Source organism: Paraglaciecola sp. L1A13 (assembly GCF_009796745.1).
GTDB lineage: Bacteria > Pseudomonadota > Gammaproteobacteria > Enterobacterales > Alteromonadaceae > Paraglaciecola.
Genome location: NZ_CP047024.1, coordinates 1,926,342 through 1,945,234 on the forward strand (window position 1 = coordinate 1,926,342; position 18,893 = coordinate 1,945,234).

Annotated in this window: 14 protein-coding genes; 12 read left to right on the plus strand and 2 right to left on the minus strand. The window is 41.7% G+C overall.

What is annotated here, in order from left to right; genetic code table 11:
- Positions 1-60: 60 nt before the first annotated feature.
- The 9 genes from GQR89_RS08055 to GQR89_RS08095 all read left to right on the plus strand — a co-directional run bounded on the left by GQR89_RS08055 (position 61) and on the right by GQR89_RS08095 (position 8,695).
- Positions 61-1,629, plus strand: coding sequence for a sodium/sugar symporter (locus GQR89_RS08055; protein ID WP_158769565.1), 1,569 nt, complete (start codon positions 61-63; stop codon positions 1,627-1,629).
- 180 nt (positions 1,630-1,809) lie between these two features.
- Entirely contained in the window at positions 1,810-2,787 is a 978-nt protein-coding gene (gene pip, locus GQR89_RS08060; protein ID WP_158769566.1) for a prolyl aminopeptidase, read from the plus strand.
- Between the two features lie 166 nt (positions 2,788-2,953).
- The gene (pqqA, locus tag GQR89_RS08065) at positions 2,954-3,025 is read left to right on the plus strand and encodes a pyrroloquinoline quinone precursor peptide PqqA (RefSeq protein ID WP_158772192.1); all 72 of its coding nucleotides are present in this window, start codon (positions 2,954-2,956) and stop codon (positions 3,023-3,025) included.
- Between the two features lie 115 nt (positions 3,026-3,140).
- Entirely contained in the window at positions 3,141-4,058 is a 918-nt protein-coding gene (gene pqqB, locus GQR89_RS08070; protein ID WP_158769567.1) for a pyrroloquinoline quinone biosynthesis protein PqqB, read from the plus strand.
- 25 nt (positions 4,059-4,083) lie between these two features.
- Positions 4,084-4,851 (plus strand): pyrroloquinoline-quinone synthase PqqC, encoded by a 768-nt coding sequence (gene pqqC, locus GQR89_RS08075; RefSeq protein ID WP_158769568.1) that lies wholly within the window; start codon positions 4,084-4,086, stop codon positions 4,849-4,851.
- Complete coding sequence (pqqD, locus tag GQR89_RS08080; protein ID WP_158769569.1) at positions 4,848-5,126, plus strand: pyrroloquinoline quinone biosynthesis peptide chaperone PqqD; 279 nt, start codon at positions 4,848-4,850, stop codon at positions 5,124-5,126. Before pqqC ends, pqqD begins: the two co-directional genes overlap by 4 nt.
- A 10-nt stretch (positions 5,127-5,136) precedes the next feature.
- On the plus strand, positions 5,137-6,300 hold the full coding sequence (pqqE, locus tag GQR89_RS08085) for a pyrroloquinoline quinone biosynthesis protein PqqE (RefSeq protein ID WP_158772193.1): 1,164 nt from the start codon (positions 5,137-5,139) through the stop codon (positions 6,298-6,300).
- Complete coding sequence (locus GQR89_RS08090) at positions 6,297-7,808, plus strand: insulinase family protein (protein ID WP_158769570.1); 1,512 nt, start codon at positions 6,297-6,299, stop codon at positions 7,806-7,808. The genes pqqE and GQR89_RS08090 overlap by 4 nt, the downstream gene beginning before the upstream one ends.
- Positions 7,809-8,053: 245 nt before the next feature.
- Positions 8,054-8,695 carry a DUF6515 family protein gene (locus tag GQR89_RS08095; RefSeq protein ID WP_158769571.1) on the plus strand — a complete coding sequence of 214 codons (642 nt, stop codon included), beginning with the start codon at positions 8,054-8,056 and terminating at the stop codon, positions 8,693-8,695.
- A 321-nt stretch (positions 8,696-9,016) separates the two neighbouring features.
- Here GQR89_RS08095 and GQR89_RS08100 read toward each other — a convergent pair whose 3' ends face one another.
- A complete protein-coding gene (locus GQR89_RS08100; protein WP_199271390.1) occupies positions 9,017-11,323 on the minus strand; it encodes an EAL domain-containing protein in 2,307 nt (768 codons plus the stop codon).
- Between the two features lie 898 nt (positions 11,324-12,221).
- Between GQR89_RS08100 and GQR89_RS08105 the strand changes: the two genes are divergently transcribed.
- The gene (locus GQR89_RS08105) at positions 12,222-13,628 is read left to right on the plus strand and encodes a universal stress protein (protein WP_158769572.1); all 1,407 of its coding nucleotides are present in this window, start codon (positions 12,222-12,224) and stop codon (positions 13,626-13,628) included.
- A 6-nt stretch (positions 13,629-13,634) separates the two neighbouring features.
- A complete protein-coding gene (locus tag GQR89_RS08110) occupies positions 13,635-14,294 on the plus strand; it encodes a PP2C family serine/threonine-protein phosphatase (protein ID WP_158769573.1) in 660 nt (219 codons plus the stop codon).
- 373 nt (positions 14,295-14,667) lie between these two features.
- Here the strand turns inward: GQR89_RS08110 and GQR89_RS08115 are convergent, their stop codons facing one another.
- Positions 14,668-17,268 (minus strand): TonB-dependent siderophore receptor, encoded by a 2,601-nt coding sequence (locus tag GQR89_RS08115; RefSeq protein WP_199271425.1) that lies wholly within the window; start codon positions 17,266-17,268, stop codon positions 14,668-14,670.
- Positions 17,269-17,753: 485 nt separating this feature from the next.
- On the opposite strand from GQR89_RS08115, the gene GQR89_RS08120 reads away from it, so the two are divergent.
- Entirely contained in the window at positions 17,754-18,770 is a 1,017-nt protein-coding gene (locus GQR89_RS08120; protein ID WP_158769575.1) for a LysR family transcriptional regulator, read from the plus strand.
- Positions 18,771-18,893 lie beyond the last annotated feature (123 nt).

Sequence of the window (18,893 nt, forward strand, 5' to 3'; positions counted from 1 at the left end):
TCGACTTGGTCATAACGTTGAGTGTTGAGTTTCAACAAACGTGTGTAAGGATAATAATAAATGAACTACTCACTCGACCCGATAGACTTGGGCGTATTTATCGTATATGCCATAGGCTTATTGTCGATAGCCCTGTGGATTTCTCGTGACGAAAAATCTCATGATAGAACAACCCAAGATTATTTCTTGGCCAGTAAGTCATTACCTTGGTGGGCCATAGGGGCGTCTTTAATCGCTGCTAACATCTCTGCTGAGCAAATTATTGGTATGTCAGGCTCAGGATTCGCACTGGGCCTAGGGATTGCGTCCTATGAATGGATGGCAGCAATTACGTTGATTTTGGTGGGTAAGTACTTATTGCCTATCTTCCTTAAAAACGGCATCTATACCATGCCTCAATATCTAGAGCAGCGTTTCGATAGTCGGGTGAAAACGACCTTGGCACTGTTTTGGCTAGGGGTTTTTATCTTTGTAAACTTAACCTCAGTGTTATGGTTAGGGGGGTTAGCCATTCAAAGCGTAGCCGGTATTGATTGGTTATATGGCATGATTTTTCTTGCGATATTTTCGGTTGCTTATTCCACTTATGGGGGGCTGAAAGCGGTTGCCTATACTGATATTATTCAGGTTGTACTGCTGGTTTTCGGTGGGTTCTTCCTGAGTTATTTAGCACTGCAACAAATCTCCGGTGGAGAGGGAGTGGTCAAAGGCTTCAGTATATTGACTGAAAAAGTGCCTGGGCATTTCGATATGATCCTAAGCCCTGACAATAGCGAATATATGAATCTGCCCGGTATTTCAGTGTTAGTGGGTGGTTTATGGGTGATGAACGTCGGTTATTGGGGCTTTAATCAATATATTATTCAGCGAGCATTAGCTGCAAAGAGTATTCAAGAAGCCCAGAAGGGTATTGCATTCGCCGCTTATTTAAAGTTACTTATGCCCATTATTGTCGTTTTACCGGGTATCGCCGCGGTGATCTTGTTTCCTGATCTTGAAAAGGCAGATCAGGCGTACCCATCCATGATGTCGTTAATGCCAGTAGGCATTAAAGGCTTAGTATTTGCGGCATTAGTCGCGGCGATCATCTCATCTTTAGCGTCGATGACAAACAGCATCTCTACTATATTTACCATGGATATTTACCGCCCAATACGTCATAACGAAAACGAAAATCACTATGTTAACGTGGGCCGTATTTCAACCGTCACCTCATTGATTGTCGCAGTGTGCGTAGCCCAACCATTGATTGGACAATCGGAGCAGGCATTTCAATATATTCAAGAGTTCACTGGGCTATTTTCTCCTGGCATAACCGTTATTTTCTTAATGGGCATGTTCTGGAAACGCACTACGTCAGCTGGCGCACTTGCTGCCGCCATTGGCTCTGCGCTTTTCTCAGTGCTGTTTGCGGTATTCTTACCTGAGATCCCGTTTATGGATCGCATCGGTATTGTATTTTTGATGTGTCTGGCATTGACCTGCGTAGTATCGCTGCGTGAATCAGCACCGAAAAACGATCACAGTGTTAGCATAAGCGACGTGAGTTTTAGCACCACAAAAGGCTTTAATATCGCTGGTATTGGATGTGTCTTAATCTTAATTGGCTTATACGCTACTTGGTGGTAACAGCAAATTAGATTAGGCTGCATATTTGCAGCCTTTCTTCCTACTTAAAAAGTCTGGTATTTAAAACGGATTTTTCATAATGAGAAGGTAACAGCCATTAGCCACGACTTAAGTGTCGTTAGGGGATTTATTTCGAATTTCAATTGATAAGCACAAGTCGCAAATTGTAGGTTTACGTAAATGTTATCACTGTACCCAGCCATTGAACCTTTCGCACAATATTACTTAACTGTCGCTAGTAATGTTGTAACTGTTGAAGGCTCTGCGCAAGAGCATGAGCTTTACATCGAGCAATGTGGTAATCCGTTAGGGATCCCTGTGGTGTTTTTACATGGAGGGCCGGGGTCAGGTTGCCGACCATCACATCGATGTTATTTTGACCCTCAGATTTACCATATCATTTTGTTCGATCAGCGAGGCTCTGGACGTTCTCGCCCTCAGGGTTTATTAACTGACAATACGACCGCTGATATTATTCAAGATATGGAGTTAATTCGGCAGCACATCGGTATTGAACAGTGGTTGATTTTTGGTGGTTCTTGGGGGGCTACTCTCGGTTTGTATTATGCCCAACACTTTGCAAAAAGGGTTACGGGGTTAATATTACGCGGGGTATTTTTGGCTCGTCAACAGGATATTGATTGGGTTTATCGCGCAGGTGGTGCCGCTAAATTTTTCCCAGATGCTTGGGATTACTTAACCGAACACTTGCCTATTTCTCAACAAGAGCAGCCATTATCTGCAATTTATCAGCGGCTTTCCAGTGCTGATAATAAGGTGGCAAACGGTATGCTTAAGAAAATTCAGCACTGGGAAACTAACCTTATTTGTTGGCAAAAGTCGATTAGTCCCGATGATGTTCCAATAAGTGAGGCCAACAAATCAGCATCAATTATTCAATTATATTATTCGATTAATCAATGTTTTATACAGGATGAGCCTTTACTCAAACATATAAATAAAATTCGCCATATACCGACAAAAATAATCCATGGGCGGCTTGATATGGTGTGTCCACTTGAGCAAGCATGGCGATTGAAAGTACATTGGCCTGAAGCAGACTTAGCCGTTATTGAAATGGCAGGGCACGTAGCAAATGAGCCAAAAATCATTGATGCTTTAGTACGAGCCACTAACGAATTTGCAAAACGAAACTAAATAAAACCCCAGCAGATATCAGGTTGAATAAGCAACTAGCACCTTATCCATACATGCGCCTATATTTTTCCTTCTAAAGTATGATTTTTAATTAAAGGGGAATTAAATAGAGTAACTAGGCAAGCAGTATTGCAGCTAGACTTTATTAACCCAAGAGGAATAAATTATGTGGATTAAGCCTGATTTTGAAGAAATGCGTTTAGGATTTGAAGTCACTCTTTACATCAGTAATCGCTAATTTTTAAGCTATTAATAAGAAATTACTTCAGTTATCTCCAATTCTTAAAAAACTGAAGTAATTCATTATCACTCGTTAATTTCCAACTTATCATTTAATTACTTTCAAGGCACATATGAAAATTTTAGTGCTAGGTTCAGCTGCAGGGGGCGGGTTTCCACAATGGAATTGTCATTGCGCTAATTGTAAAGGGTTACGTGATGGAACAATTAAAGCAACCGCACGTACACAATCCTCTATCGCTGTCAGTCCAAATGGTAAAGATTGGGTTTTGATTAATGCCTCTCCTGATATTCGACAACAAATAAATCAATCCCCACAACTTTGGCCAGAGCAAGGTAATCGTGGAACTAATATTCGTGGTGCAATTTTAACGGACAGCCAAATAGATCACACCACAGGTTTATTGACCCTGCGTGAAGGACTGCCAATGGAAGTCTATTGCAGCGATGTTGTCTATGAAGACTTATCGACAGTTTATCCGCTATTTAATCTGTTAGCGCATTGGCATGGCGGACTCCATTTCAACAAAATAGATACCGAAAGAAGACCGGCGTTTAATGTTAGCGGTGTAAACGGCATCGTATTTGAGCCTGTCATTATAGAGTCCAACGCACCTCCTTATTCACGCTACCGCGATAAAGTCGTTAACGGTAATAATATCGGCCTAAAAATTGTTGATACAAGTAGCGGAAAATATCTATTTTATTTACCCGGTATCGTTGAAAGCAACGTAGAAGTTGAGCAAATTTTGTCTAAAGCCAGTTGTGTTCTTATTGACGGAACATTATGGCTCGACGATGAAATGATTGCGCAAGGTGTTGGAACAAAGCTAGGCTCAGAAATGGGACATATGCCTGTTAATGGTGAGTTTGGCACGGTTGCTTTACTAAACAAGTTTCCGATAGAGCGAAAAATTCTTATTCATATTAACAACACTAACCCGATTTTGAATGAAGAGTCTGCAGAGCATAAATTTGTTTTAGACAATGGTGTCGAAATTGCCACCGATGGCATGCAAATAACGATTTAACGTCACTAAATAGGATCCTTTTTTTATGCAAGATTGGACCAAAGAGCAGTTTGAAAAAAAACTAAAAGATAAAGGTCAGTTTTATCATATCCATCATCCATTCCATATTGCTATGCACAAAGGCGAGTGCAGCAAAGAGGAAATTAGAGGCTGGGTTGCTAATCGCTTTTATTATCAAGCAAATATAACCATTAAGGACGCGGCCATTATGGCCAACTGCCGCGATATCGAAACTAGGCGTTTGTGGATCCAGCGTATTCTTGATCACGATGGAAGCGTTGGTGAACAGACTCTAGGTGGCATTGAAGCTTGGCTACGCTTAGGTGAAGCGGTTGGCTTAGCGCGACAGGACTTATTGGATGAAAAATTTGTGCTCCCTGGTGTTCGTTTTGCTGTTGATGCCTATGTTAATTTTGCCCGACGAGCAAATTGGCAAGAAGCGGCTTGTTCATCATTAACTGAAATGTTTGCGCCTGAAATACACCAAAGTCGTCTTGATTCTTGGCCGACTAATTATCCGTGGGTAAAACCGGAAGGTTTACAGTATTTTCAAATGCGCTTATCTCAAGCTCGCCGTGATGTAAATCATGGATTGCAAATAACACTAGACCATTTTACACGCCGTGAAGCACAAGAAGACGCGTTGAATATTTTGCAATTCAAGCTAGATATTCTTTGGAGCATGTTAGATTCAATTTCGTTAGCTTATCAACAAGGTAGGGCGCCGTATCAAGCGATACTGGGCCAAGACGCAATATCGGATCCGATTTACCACAAGGGGATATTTAAGTGAGTATATTAGCTGCAAACAAAGCACCGTCACTTAACGCCATGTTTCGCTTTCAGTGGGAAAAGGCACAAAACTGTTTTGTGCTATTGTTTCCTGAAGGCATGGTTAAGCTAAATAGCGCCGCGGGCGAAATTATGCAGCTGATTGACGGAGAAAAGAGCGTCTTGCAAATTACCGATTCATTGCATGAAAAATTTCCTGATGCCGGTGACTTGTCCACGGACGTCAATGAATTTATTAGCACCGCGGTTGAAAAAAAGTGGCTTTATTTTGAGTAATCAAACCTCAATGAGTCAAGCACCCAGCAGTAGTGCCAAAACTGTTGGCCCGCCACTTTGGCTGCTTGCTGAGTTAACTTACGATTGTCCGTTGCATTGCCCGTATTGCTCTAATCCGACGCAGTTAACGGAAACCAAAGATGAACTGACTACGCAGCAATGGTGCCAAGTATTTACTGAAGCACGCGACATGGGGGCTGTTCAGTTAGGTTTCTCTGGTGGCGAGCCGTTATTACGCAAAGATTTAGAAGAACTGGTAAAACATGCTAGAGATTTAGGGTTTTATACTAATTTAATTACCTCAGGCATTGGCTTAACTGAAAAAAGAATTGCTAAATTAAAAGTAGCTGGCTTGGATCATATTCAAATTAGTTTTCAAGGTGCAGATCCCGAAGTTAATGATGCGATTGCAGGTCGTGGCAACGCCTACGAGCAAAAATTTAAGATGGCTAAATCAGTTAAAGCACAAGGTTATCCTATGGTGCTTAACTTTGTTATTTCTAAGCAGAATATCAATCAAATTGCCGAAGTTATGCGTCTTAGCTGCGAGTTAGAAGCTGATTATGTAGAGTTAGCCACCGCCCAATATTATGGCTGGGCATATCAAAATCGAGATCACTTATTACCCACGCAACAAGAATTATTCGAAGCTGAAAGTATTATCAATGATTTTAGAGATCAGCAGCAGGGTAAAGGGCCACATTTTATATTCGTCACACCCGACTACTTTGAAACGCGACCAAAAGCCTGCATGAACGGCTGGGGAACCACTTTTTTAACGGTTACGCCGGATGGTTCAGCGTTACCTTGTCACAGCGCAAAAATGTTGCCCCTGATATTCCCTAATGTTAAACATAAATCTATCGCTGATATATGGCAGCAGGACTTTTCGTTTGATTATTTTCGAGGCAATGATTGGATGCCTCAACCGTGTAAAGGTTGTGATGAAAAAGAAAAGGATTTTGGTGGTTGTCGGTGCCAGGCCTTTATGATGACTGGAGACATGCATAAAACTGATCCAGTTTGTAGTAAATCTGAAGATCATCATTTGATTCAGCAAGCTATTGCAAGCGCCACTCATCCATCAAAAGCCATCGTTGAACGTGTTAACCTAAGTACGGCACAAAAACACGCTAGCAACGTTGAGTTAAATATTTTAACCGTAAAAGTATGAGCTTGGCTTTAGCATCGATAGACGAAATCTATCGTCATAAAAATGGCTTACGCCATATTAATATCGTCAATAGGGTAGGTTTTAGCGCGCTTTTTGTTGTTAACACGCCCATATTTGATAATAGCGGCGTTGCTCATGGTGTTGAACATGGTGTGTTTCGCCGTAGCTTGGCTTTTCCAAGGCCAGAGAGCTTATTTCAATTATCTGCACTAACTGATGTGAAAATTAATGCATCCACGCTTACTGATACGACCTATTATCATTGTCAAAGTCAGTGTTCTGATACTTTTTTGCTGGCCATTGACTATTTATTACATGGCTTGTTTTCACCATTTTTTGACACAGGTGATTTGCGCTTTGAAATTCATGATGGGAATGATAGAGGGGTTATTTATAGAGAGTTGCTTGGTATAGAACAAGAGCATAATAAACGGGTTAAACGTCACCAAGCAGATGCGTTTTGCTATGGTGGCAATAGCAGCACAATTGGTGCTTTATCTGTTGACGATTTAAGGGATTTTCATCAGCGCTTTTATCAAGCAAACAATATCACCTTAGTGACTGCTAATGCTGATATTGAAAAAATGTCGAATTTAATTTCTCTATTACCCATGTCGCCTAAAGTAAACGGATCAGTTGAGTCGAATAATAAATTAAACCAATCAAAACCTGAGTTAAATAAATACCAAGAGCCCGCAGCAAAAAAAGACCTTATGGTGCCCTCGAAAGCTAAGTACTCGTCAGCCATCAGCGCGCTTATTGACGTCTATCACGCAAGCTTGCAAAGCTCTCATTATCTAGAGGTCGATAACAGCATTACAATTTCGCAGGCTAATAAAACCTTGGAAAATGATATTCGTATTTTAATTGATGCGCCAGAGGGGCGGTTGATCACTCCTTTACTAGCGTTGTCGAATAAACTGGTAACAGAAACTCTCAATGAGCAAGCAGCAAGTAGAGCTACGGGGGAATATCCAAGTGAAACGTTACTCCCCCAATTGTTTAGCAAATTGTTCAAACAAGCAAAGGCGCAGCTATCTGGTCACGGTCTACTGAGCTGTAAAAATAATATCCATGATATTCCTGCTAAAGAAATATACCAGCAGACAGTTCATGTTAGTGTGACTGATAAAAGTAATGTCTTATGGTTAGCGAGTATTGCTGAAAGTGAGCAAGAGGTTGCTAATATTTCGAGTTATATTATTAGCGCAGCCCCGATATTTTTAGCACGACGCTGTCAAGGTTTTTGCTATACAACGCAAGCACTCGCGATTGAAAACTCGGCGTACCTCGCCATATATAGCGCTTTCGATGTTAATCCAGTGAGTTGGGTCGAAGAACTCTCGAGTTGTTTATTGATGTTAAGTGAAGACAGTCACTTTATACGTATGAGCTTAGCGCTGGCTAAAGTGAAATATTGTCGAAGCAACAAAGTGACGAATAACGAAGTCCTGCACATAACCGCCGAAACCATATCATGTTACCTACAAGCACTCGCTAACAAGTAAAATTTTAAATGATATTTTCCCACCACAGAGATAGTTTGACTATTAAGGTTAGAAACCTATTTACCGTTAAACTCCGACGTATGAATAAGAGCAATAAAACCACGTTGAAAACGCCAAACAGTTAATAAGTGTTAAGATATTTAAAGGTTGTGTAAAGCTTCAGAAAATTCGTCTTTAGTCAGTTTAGATTCATTTTTCAAGCCTAATATCAGTCGTGATATTAGCGTTTTGAAAGAGGAATTAACATGAAATTATACACCCTATTACCCATTTTAATAAGTTTAACGATGCTGCCAAATATCAGCTCAGCCCAACGCCAACCTGAAGTTCATCACGTAGTGGCCTCAAAGCATGCACCGGCAGTTAAGCACAAGCGGGTGGTATACAAAACAGGTAAGGTCGTACGCAAGGCTCCGACGAATGGATTACCAATACACTTTGATGGTGTGTCATTTATATTCAATAATGGCCTGTATTATCGTCATATAAACAACGGCTATACAGTCGTGCGTCCACCCGTTGGCTTGAAAGTCCGTAGTTTACCCAAAGGATACGAGCGCATTGTTGTTCGAGGAAAACCATGCTACTTCGCTTTAGGTATTTACTATGTTTTTGATAACGGTTATTACCGAGTAATAGATGAACCAATCAGTGACGTTACATATAGTGATAGCGTATCACAGGTTGTGTCCGAATCAGTTGAAACGCAGCAGGGCGCAGGTGTTAATAGGAAGAATTTTCAGCTTGGCAAAGCCTACCGTTCATTACCCCTAGGTGCTCAATCTGTAACCGTCAACGGTCAGCAGTATTTTGCATATAAGGATATTTATTTTTTGCCTCAATCATCGGGTAACAATGTATCTTATTTAGCGGTGAAGTTGAATTAAATGGCATTAGGTCTTGCTCTACTATTTTAAAAATAGAGGGGGTAATAACCCTCTATTTGTTTACGTTTTTATAAGTGTGCGGCATCTCAACGATGTCATTAGTGGCGATAAAAAAACAAGAAAATAAGACGATTTCGTAGCACAAAACTTATTGATTGGCTCACTTCATTCATGACTTCTTTCGGTAGGGCGCTAGGCGAGAAAATGAAATATAACCACAATAGTGCCGAGCACAACAGAATGTGTGCAATATGATGAGCATGGTATGGATACGCACATTAACAATAACGAATTAAGCTTCTTTGGCCTGAATTTTATAATTTAGACTTTTTGTTTAATAAGTAATTTTTCAAAATCATCGACTAAAAGCGGTCGTGCCAATAAGTATCCTTGTCCTAAAACACAGCCAGCTTGAATAAGTAAGTGTTTTTGTTGTTCTGTTTCTATGCCTTCTGCGATTACTTCGATATTAAGTTTTTTTGCCATGACAATGATGGCTTCACATAGTGCGACATCTTTGTTATCAGCAGACATGTTTTGCACAAAACTTTTATCAATCTTTAAAAAATCAATAGCGTAATTCCTAAGATAAGAAAAAGAGCAATAGCCGGTACCGAAATCATCAATCGATACGGTAATGCCTTGCTGGCGAATTTTATCAAGTGTGTCGACAACTTCAGCTTGATTCTCCATTAATAGATTTTCAGTAATTTCGATCGCAATTGCTTCACACGGTATGTCTTGGGCTATCAGTGATTTAGTCCAGGCTTTAAATTGTTCACCTTCATTTTGGAATTGCACTGGGGATGTATTGATGCTTATTGCTAAATCACTGCAGTATGTATTACGCCAATGTTTAGCTTGCTGTGAGACCTCATTAAAAATCCAGTCACTGATCTCAATAATTAGCCCTATTTCTTCCGCCACAGGAATAAAATCCAATGGTGAAATCAGCCCTTTTTCCGGATGTTGCCAGCGAATAAGTGCTTCGGCTTTCATTATTTGGTTGTTTGCTAAGCTCACAATAGGCTGATAAACCATATGAAATTGTTGTTGTACAATAGCAATGCGTAAGTCCTGAATAATTTCCATTCGTTTGATAAAGTCGGTCCGCATATTATCAGTAAAATAATGAACGCTATTGCGCCCACGCATTTTGGCGTGATACATAGCCTGATCGGCATTTCTCAACAGTGCGTCACTGCTAAGCGCATCATCTGGATAAAATGCAATACCTATGCTGGCAGTACAATAAACTTTTTTTTCTTCAATGATATAGGGTTGGGCTAGTACGTTTGATAGCTTCTGGCCAATATTGTCGATATCTTCAGGTATTGTTGTACCCACAAGAACAATGATAAATTCATCCCCCCCAAGGCGTGCCGCAATATCATTCTTTCTAATGGCACTTTTAATACGTTTTGAACACTCGATAAGTACAGTATCTCCTGCACCATGGCCTAATGAGTCATTAACATCTTTAAATTTATCGAGATCTAACATCGCAATAGCGAGTTGCTTATTCTCACGTTGGGCATTGGCTATTGCATTCGCTAGATGTTCTTGTAATAGATTACGATTTGGTAAGTTGGTTAAGCTGTCATAATTAGCTTGTTGCCATATGAGCTGATCTGCTTTTTCTCGTTCTATTGCGATACGGGCAAGACTTGCAAATTGCTCAATAAGTTTGAATTCAGACGGTTTTGGTGCCGATATTTTACGATGATAAATAGAGAAAGTACCTAGCACGTTTCCTTGGTTACCAATGATGGGTTCTGACCAACAGGCCGCTAATCCCGCTTTTTGCGCTAAAGCCTTCCAAGACGCCCAATACGGGTGAGTTGCTATATCCGCGACAACGACTCGTTTTCCGGTAAAGGCTGCCGTGCCGCTTGAGCTAACACCTTGACCAATCGCTAAGCCGTCGAGAGCTTTATTATAAAAATCAGGCAAGCTAGGGGCGGCGCCTAGTACTAAACGTTTGCCTGTTTTATCTAATAATAAAATACTGCAAATAGCATCAGGAAATTCATTTTCTATAGCGTGAGCAACAGCAGGTAATACTTTTGACAACTTACTTGAACTGGCGATCGACTCAAGAATATTATTACGGAGTTGACTTATTTTATCTTTTTCTGATAATTGGCGATTTTTGTTTTGCATAAACATTGAAAATATTAAGGAAAATATATTCGTGACGACAAACGCCGCAATAATCCGGGGCAACGTAAAACTGTCAAATTGCTCATAGGTAAGCAAACAGGCAACAGTAATTAGTAGGATATTAAATATGCTAGCAAAAAGGATTGGTAATAAATAAAAGCCGGCGATTATTATCGGAAAAAGCCAATAGATTAAACCTGCACCTTTTAAATAGATGCCCATTAAAATAGTGACCTGAGCGAGAACCGCAAATAAACCACTAAACAATTTAATCTTACTAGTGAACCAAACACCAAGAAATATAGTGAAAATACCCCCAACTGCTACGAAATCAACTGCTATATGCTCTTTATCATCGGCGAAAAAGCTGGTGATAAGAAAGGGAAATAATACTAAGGTTGCCGCAGCGGTAATTGTTAATAGAATTTTGTCTTCTAAAGTGCGGTGTTCCATTTTAACCGTCATACTAGATCCGCTTCCTATTCATGGGGGTTATCTGTGCAAATATTACTGGGTAATTAGCTAATGTATTGAAAATAAAAGAGTCTATAATGAACAATATACATGGCAAAGGTAAAATAGACACCCATTTTAAAATTGTCCATTTTTGTTCTGCATTGAGCTGATAAGGCGGGGAACTAATCAATAATTGTACTATGGTTATCCTCAGAGGTCGCTTAATTAGCGTAATCAATAGCCTTTAATTTATGGGCTTTAACCACGTGGTTTACGTCGTCGAAACGAGCTAAATTGTTTTGCTATTTCGCCCAGATTTTGTAAGTTAATCATGCTTTATAATCTACTGGCTATAAGATGTAATTTTAGTTTTATCGGACGTAAATTAACTGATTTTACCAGCCGCCTATATTAGGAACTCTTAATGAAACGTTCCAAGTTCAATTCAATAATGCATAATTAACAATAACTAATAAATTTATAGTTTTAAAAAACGGTTGTTCAAACGTTTAAAAACGACTCGATATTATCAATTGGTAAAGCGTGTAATGTTTGAAGATAGGTTTATTTGTGCCGCATGGTCGGTACGCATTACCCAGTAACTCAGGAGCATTGACTGATGTCATTCGAATTCAGCAACAACCCCTTGGGAGCTCGCGAGGACTTTCGCCGCGCCCGGCGTCGCGCGGCTTTGCAAGAAATTGTTTTCCAATTCAAAGGAAAGTCTTCCGACCTGTTGTCCTATGACGATGTCGTTCACAAGCTCAAGGGACTGGAGGTCTCAGCGCAACTGCTCAAGGATATCCCAATTGATTCGATTGTTGGTAGCGTCGGTCGCTACCGTGATTTTAACCGCCGATTTCTGCCACGTGATGGTATCAATTCGGAACGGTGGGCACGAGTAAAAATGGCGATGACGGGACTCAAAGGGGTACCGCCCATCGAAGTCTATCAGATTGGCGAAGCTTACTTTGTTAAAGACGGTAATCATCGAGTATCGGTGGCCCGGGAAATGGGATTCAGTCATTTTCAGGCTTACGTTACCCAAGTGCGGACTAAAGTGCCCTTGGCGCTAGATGTGGAGCCTGACGAACTGATCCTTAAGGCCGAGCTTGCTGAGTTCCTCGAGAAAACACGTCTCGATCACATTCGTCCTGGCGCTGACTTGACCGTGACCGTTCCTGGCCAGTACGTCGCTTTGTTCGAGCATATCAATGTTCATCGTTATTATATGGGGCTCGAACAACGTCGAGAAATTACCTACGCCGAAGCGGTGATGCATTGGTATGATACCCTCTACCAACCCGTTGTTGACATCATTCATAAGCAGGGGATGCTGCAGGAATTTTCTGGACGCACTGATACCGACCTCTATCTATATATCACTCAGCACAGATCTGAACTCGAAGAACGCTTGGGATGGGATATTACCGCAGAAACTGCCGCCAGTGATATTGAACCCCGCTCATCTGGTTATAGGCCGACCAGCGAACCTATGCGTAATATTTATAAACACCAAGGTAATTCAAAACCACAATCTGCATTGGTCAAAGGTCGCTTGTTTGTCGATATACTGGTGGCGATCGACGGTTGTGACAGCGGCTGGAGCAGTCTGGCCCATGCAGCGCTGATTGCTCAGCGTGAAAATGGTGCCCGCTTGCATGGTCTACATATCGTTCCTGCACGAAGCGAACGTCAAGGACCGAAGATGGAAGAACTGCAAAACAATTTCAGTGACCGTTGCCGCAAATTGGATTTGTCTGGTCGACTAGCGATTGATGCGGGTAAGCGTATTAGACGGATCTGTCAACGTGCTCGCTATACTGATTTAACGGTAATATGTTTTACCGGTGGACAGGCTGAGACCAAGCTCGGTGAGGGTCTGCGCACTTTGTTACGTTCCTGCCCACGACCTGTTTTAGTGGTAACCCAGGAAGAATCTCCTTTGGATAGGATATTGCTAGCATATGACGGCAGTGGTCTAGCCAGAGAGGCGCTTTATACTGCCGCCTATCTGGCCGGTCAGTGGGGCATAAAACTAGCGGTGCTTACCGTTCACGACGAGCAGGTCTCGGCGGATAAAATTCAGCAACGGGCCCGTCATTATTTGGAGTCTCACGGCATTGAAGCAATTTATATAATTGAGAAAAAAGTCGCCATTGTCCAAGCAATCCTTAATACAGCTAAAGAACAGAATAGTAATCTGATCCTTATGGGGGCACATGGCAGGAATGCACCTTGGTATATCAATGTTGGTAGTGCAGTGGCACCGGTATTGCAAAAAAGCAATCTACCTGTGCTGATCTGCGGATAGCCAGCTATGTTGAATATTGTCAGCGATACCCGTCCCGGATATGGTGAAAACGAGGATGTATTTATGGTGCAATGGCACCCCAAAGCACCAGAGTTGTTACTCGTTGCGATTGCCGACGGGCAAGGGGGACAACCGGGCGCTAAGGTCGCCGCGCAACAAGCTTGTCGATTAATATTGCAAGCCGCTGCTGATAGCAGGCCTTGGAGCCTGTTGTGGACACAAAAATGGGAGCGGTTGTTGGGGCGAACCGACCGGGCGTTGCGGGCAGACGCTGACGCTGGGTTTACCACTTTGATAGCATTCGCGGTAAAGCGTAATAGGCTATTTGGGGCAGCATGCGGTGACAGCGCTTTAATGGCTGTCACTGCCCGCGATGTTCAGGTTTTGACCAAAGGACAAATGAAGAATCCTCCTGTGGGATCAGGTCGCGCTGCAGCGTTTGGTTTCAAATTCCCCTTGGCGCCCCCTTGGACAATACTAGCTATGACTGACGGGGTGTGGAAGTTTGCGGGTTGGGACCAGATACGGGAAAAAGCGATAGAGGTTAGGGATCCTCAGGCAATGATCGAATCGATTAGAGGGGCGGCGATACGTTCCGCTGGGAGTCTGCAGGACGATTTCACCCTAGTAGTGATCCAGGAAGACGGGGAGTCGCAAACTGACTAAATTGGTTATAGCTGGGATAGACAGGTCATAGCGATACAACAAAGTCGCTTGGTGTTAACAGAAGAACTTAAAAGGTTTCAACATCTGCAAAATAATGGCTGAATTGCGCGATACATTTTATCGGTATCAGGCTTTAGTTTAGGGGGGATATCGATTCGCTGATCAATAAAAGTCCTCGTTCTGCACATATAAAAATAGCGTAGACAAAGTGACAGAGCAGTCTGTGATTAAACCCATATCGAATACGCAACGAAATATTTTAAAGCTATCATAAATGAAATAAATGCGCCTCAGATTTCCAAAGCGCATTTAAAAGGGTAGTGAGTGACAAAGCTGTGAACCTGAGAGCCTTATAATCCAGCTAAGTTTAAGCTTAGAAGGTAGCTAGGAACTTCGCGTAGTAGTAACCACCTTGCCAATCAACGACTGAACCAGAACTATAGACCCGACCACAACACGCGTCGCCTGACGTTGCGTCACTAACCTTATCTGGGTAGTTGTCAAAAAGGTTCCGTACACCCAATACAAACGATAGGTCATTTGTCATATGGTAAGTGCCTTCTAGGTCAAACATGTACTCATCACCATATGTCTGCTTCGCCGTATCTGACCAGATGATATCGCCATTGTCGTCGGTATCAACAGAGTCGATATTTTCGTATTCTCCGTAATAGCTTACACGCGCGGTTATTTGGAAATCATCTAAAGTATGTGCAACCGAAAATACGCCACGTGTTTTTGGTGTACCGTTTTCAAAGTCATACATAGATTCTGCGTTCAAATAATCACTAGGATCCGAATCAAACTCTGTAGTGTTATAGTTAACACTAACGGTGAATTTGGTATCACCATATTCAGATTCCATGTTGTAAGCGGCAACGAAATCTACACCTTCTGTTACTGTATCAAATGCATTTTGGAAATAGATAACCGCACCAATTGAATCAGCAGTTACTTGGTCCGTTGCAGCAAGAAGAGCAAGGTAGTTAGTGTATGCCTCGCTATCACCATCTTCGTCAGATGAAATATCTAAACTGGATATGGCATACAAGCGATCTTCAATAAGGATGTTGTAGTAATCAAGTGTTGCTGAGAAGTTACCTGCTGTGTAAGTTAACCCTAACGTTACGTTGGTTGATTTTTCAGCTTTGAGATCTTCCGCCCCCAATGCTTGAGCAACAGTGCTGGTCGCAGGGAATAGACCTTGTGCTACAGGATAACCATTGGGCAATGTTGTTGAAACGTTTGTCGTACCTTGTTGGCCTGGCGTCGGTGCACGGAAACCTGTACCGAAAGAACCACGAATACCGAGCTCGTCAGTTACTTGGTAAATTCCCGCTAATTTGTATACTAGCTCTGAACCAAAATCAGAATAGTCTTCATAGCGAAGTGATGCTTGAGCAAAGAACTTGTCAGTGATATCGCCACTTACGTCACCATAAACTGAGTATGAATCACGGTTATAATCGCCGGAGTATTCAGGATCATAGCCAGGGAAACCGTTAGAGCCGACGCCCATAATTTGATAAACCGCATCATCACTATCAGAACAATCTAATGTTGAACCGGTCGCAATGACTGCGATGCCTGCATCAGATGTTGAGCCATTGTCACAGAATCCCCAAGGATCTGAGACAGAGTAGGTGCTAGCAGTGTATGAATCTACTTCGCCGGGACTGATATCATAGGTTTCATCCATATAACTTAGACCAAACGCAACGACATATTGATTAATGTCATAGAAGAAATCGGCTTGGAATTGCACTTCTTCGTTAGATAAGGAACCAGGACTAAATTTAGTAGGTGTAGCATTGCCCATTGAAGGGTTTATGGTATTTTCTAAGGTATATTCAATTTCATCATAGCCGTAACGACCACTTAGGTCATAGCTTAGGCCACTATCCAGCTCACCTTTGCCACCAAATACTAAAGAGTAGTCGGTAATTTCACCCCTAAATTTAGGGGTAAAGCCGCCTGGGAATATTTCAGTAGGGTTCCAAATAGAACCATCTTCTAAACGAATATCTTCCATGGTGCCGTTGCCAGGGTACCGATAGAAGAAGTTAGTTGAGCCGTCACTCCATGAATAGTTACCAAAAGCATATAAGTCTAGATTGCTATTGATGGTATAGCCCGTATTAAAGAATAAGCGCGCAGCTTCTGTTTCTGGTTGACCCCAAGGCTGAACATGGTCTGTACCGTAAAGTTCTTGTGACGCAGAGGTCGCTGCGGCTTGATATTCTGCAGATTGATCAGTTACACAGAACCAGCTTTCACAATATTGTTCTGAACGATCTGTTCGTTCTTGGTCAACGTATTCGGCAGAAATACTGAGGAAGCCATCTTGGCCTAGTGAGAAACCTTTGTTGCCACCAATCGTGATTTGCTGGCCATCACCTTCAAAATATTGGCCGATTTCAGAGCTGAATGATCCACCTTCAGTATTATCTTTAAGGTTGAAGTTGATAACACCTGCTATGGCATCAGAACCATACTGTGCGGCTGCACCATCACGTAAAACTTCGATACCTTTGATTGCTGCGGTTGGAATTGTTGCTAAATCTGGACCTTGCGTACCTGAACCACCTGTTGAAACAAGTGCGGAACGATGACGACGCTTTGAGTTAATCAGTACTAAGGTTTTGTCGGTAGGAAGACCACGTAAGCTAGCTGGACGAATAAATGACGCACCATCAGATATGGGCTGTCTACTTACAGTGTACGAAGGAACCAGCGTCATCATGATGTCATTCATGTCAGAAAACGACACGGATGTAATTTCATCTTGACTGATTACGTCAACAGGAACAGGGGAACTCGTTACTGAACGTGGGGCACCACGAGCGCCAACAACGGCGATTTTCTCCATAATTTCTTCAGCTTCTTCTGCAATAGCAGAGCTTGCCAGTGGTATCGTTAGCGCATAACTGGCTAGACCAGCCAGTACCGCTGCATTAATCTTTTTGAGTTTCATCATGTGTTCCTAAATGGCCTTAATTTTTTTTGTTTTTTTGTAGTACATTTCATAAGGCGGTTAAATAACTACTTTCCTCGGGTTCACCAAAAATGGCTAGCTAGAGCACCATAAGTAAGCAGCTTAACTTGCATGACTTACGCTTTGCTGGAGCTTCTTGCCATAAAAAGACTAAGAAAAATGGCAGCCGCACGGAAGATAAAAGATTGGTGAGGGTTATCGCAAAAGTATTCACCCAACAGGAAAGCTATTTAAAAACAATAGGTTAAATCATTTCAAAAAGATTCATTATTTTATTAATAAAAGCTGTGTAACATTTTCATTACAAGTATTTCAGTTTAAAGATTTAATCTTGGTGTAAAAAATGCTTATTTTACAATTATTTAGAGTTAAAAATGCCGATTCAACAAGAATGTAATTAAATTAGTGTAAGGGAGTTTGTTGGTAAACGCTTCATTTAGCCTTATCCGGGAGGATAGCAGTCGGTGAATTCAAAACAGTTACAGTATTTTTTAGTGAGTGTTCAAAAGGGTAGTATTGCGGCAGCAGCTCGCGATTTAGATATTGCCCAACCCGCAATTAGCCAACAATTGGCCAATCTTGAAAGAGAAATGGGCACTAAATTGTTGGAACGGAGTTTCCGTGGTGTTACTTTGACGCCTGCTGGTAATGTCTTCATAAAACATGCCCGCAAACTCAGCGAAGATATCAATGCCGCTAAGATGGAATTGCAACAACTAGCTGCAAGTAAGTTAGGAAAAGTGCGAGTTGGGATGTTGCCTTCTATTGGAAACGTGCTGTCGATGCCGCTGATTGCCGAAGTCAATCGTTGGCACCCACACCTTAAAATCGAAATAAGTACAGGCCCCTCATATGCGGTAAAAGAATGGTTACAGTCTAATCAAGTCGATATTGCCCTAACCTATGAGCAAGAAGTTGATCCCGGTTTTATGGTGACAGAACCACTTATCGAAGAGTGTATGTACCTTGTCGTTGGTGTGAGCGATAGTGCCGAAAACTATCAGCAATTACGCGAGCGCGATTCAGTTAACTTTTGGGAATTGAGTCAATTTGAATTATTAACACCAGGATTGAAGGATGCCCTTGGCAGGCTCATTGATAAGTATGAGCGCCAAACCGGTGTCGCATTAAAGCACGACAAAGCTTATTCAGGTCAGTTAATGACAGGATTGCGTCAAGTGATTCAGGGCGAAGGACTTATGATTCTGCCTTCTTCAGCCATGTATCATCTGGAGGAGAGTAATGTGATAAAAACGATTAAAATAGTACAGCCTGAAATGAAACGCTTAGTCATTGCTGCGACCAATAACAGTTTGGCTATGTCTGACGCCACTATGCGTATGCTTGATATTATTAAACGCGTGACGACACTAGAGCAGTCTTTGCAACATTGGCGCGGAGAGTTGATTCATTCCCCCGTTGCTGCTGTTACTAATATTAAAGCGAATACTATTGTACCAAACAGAATGGTCGTAGTTTAATTTGTTGAATATTTGCCTGTCTCAAGTACGGTAAATAATATGGAAAATTCATTCTGGTATTGCATGACGTTTCAGCGCATATATAGACTTTAATACAAGAATAACCGCACCCAAAATCATACA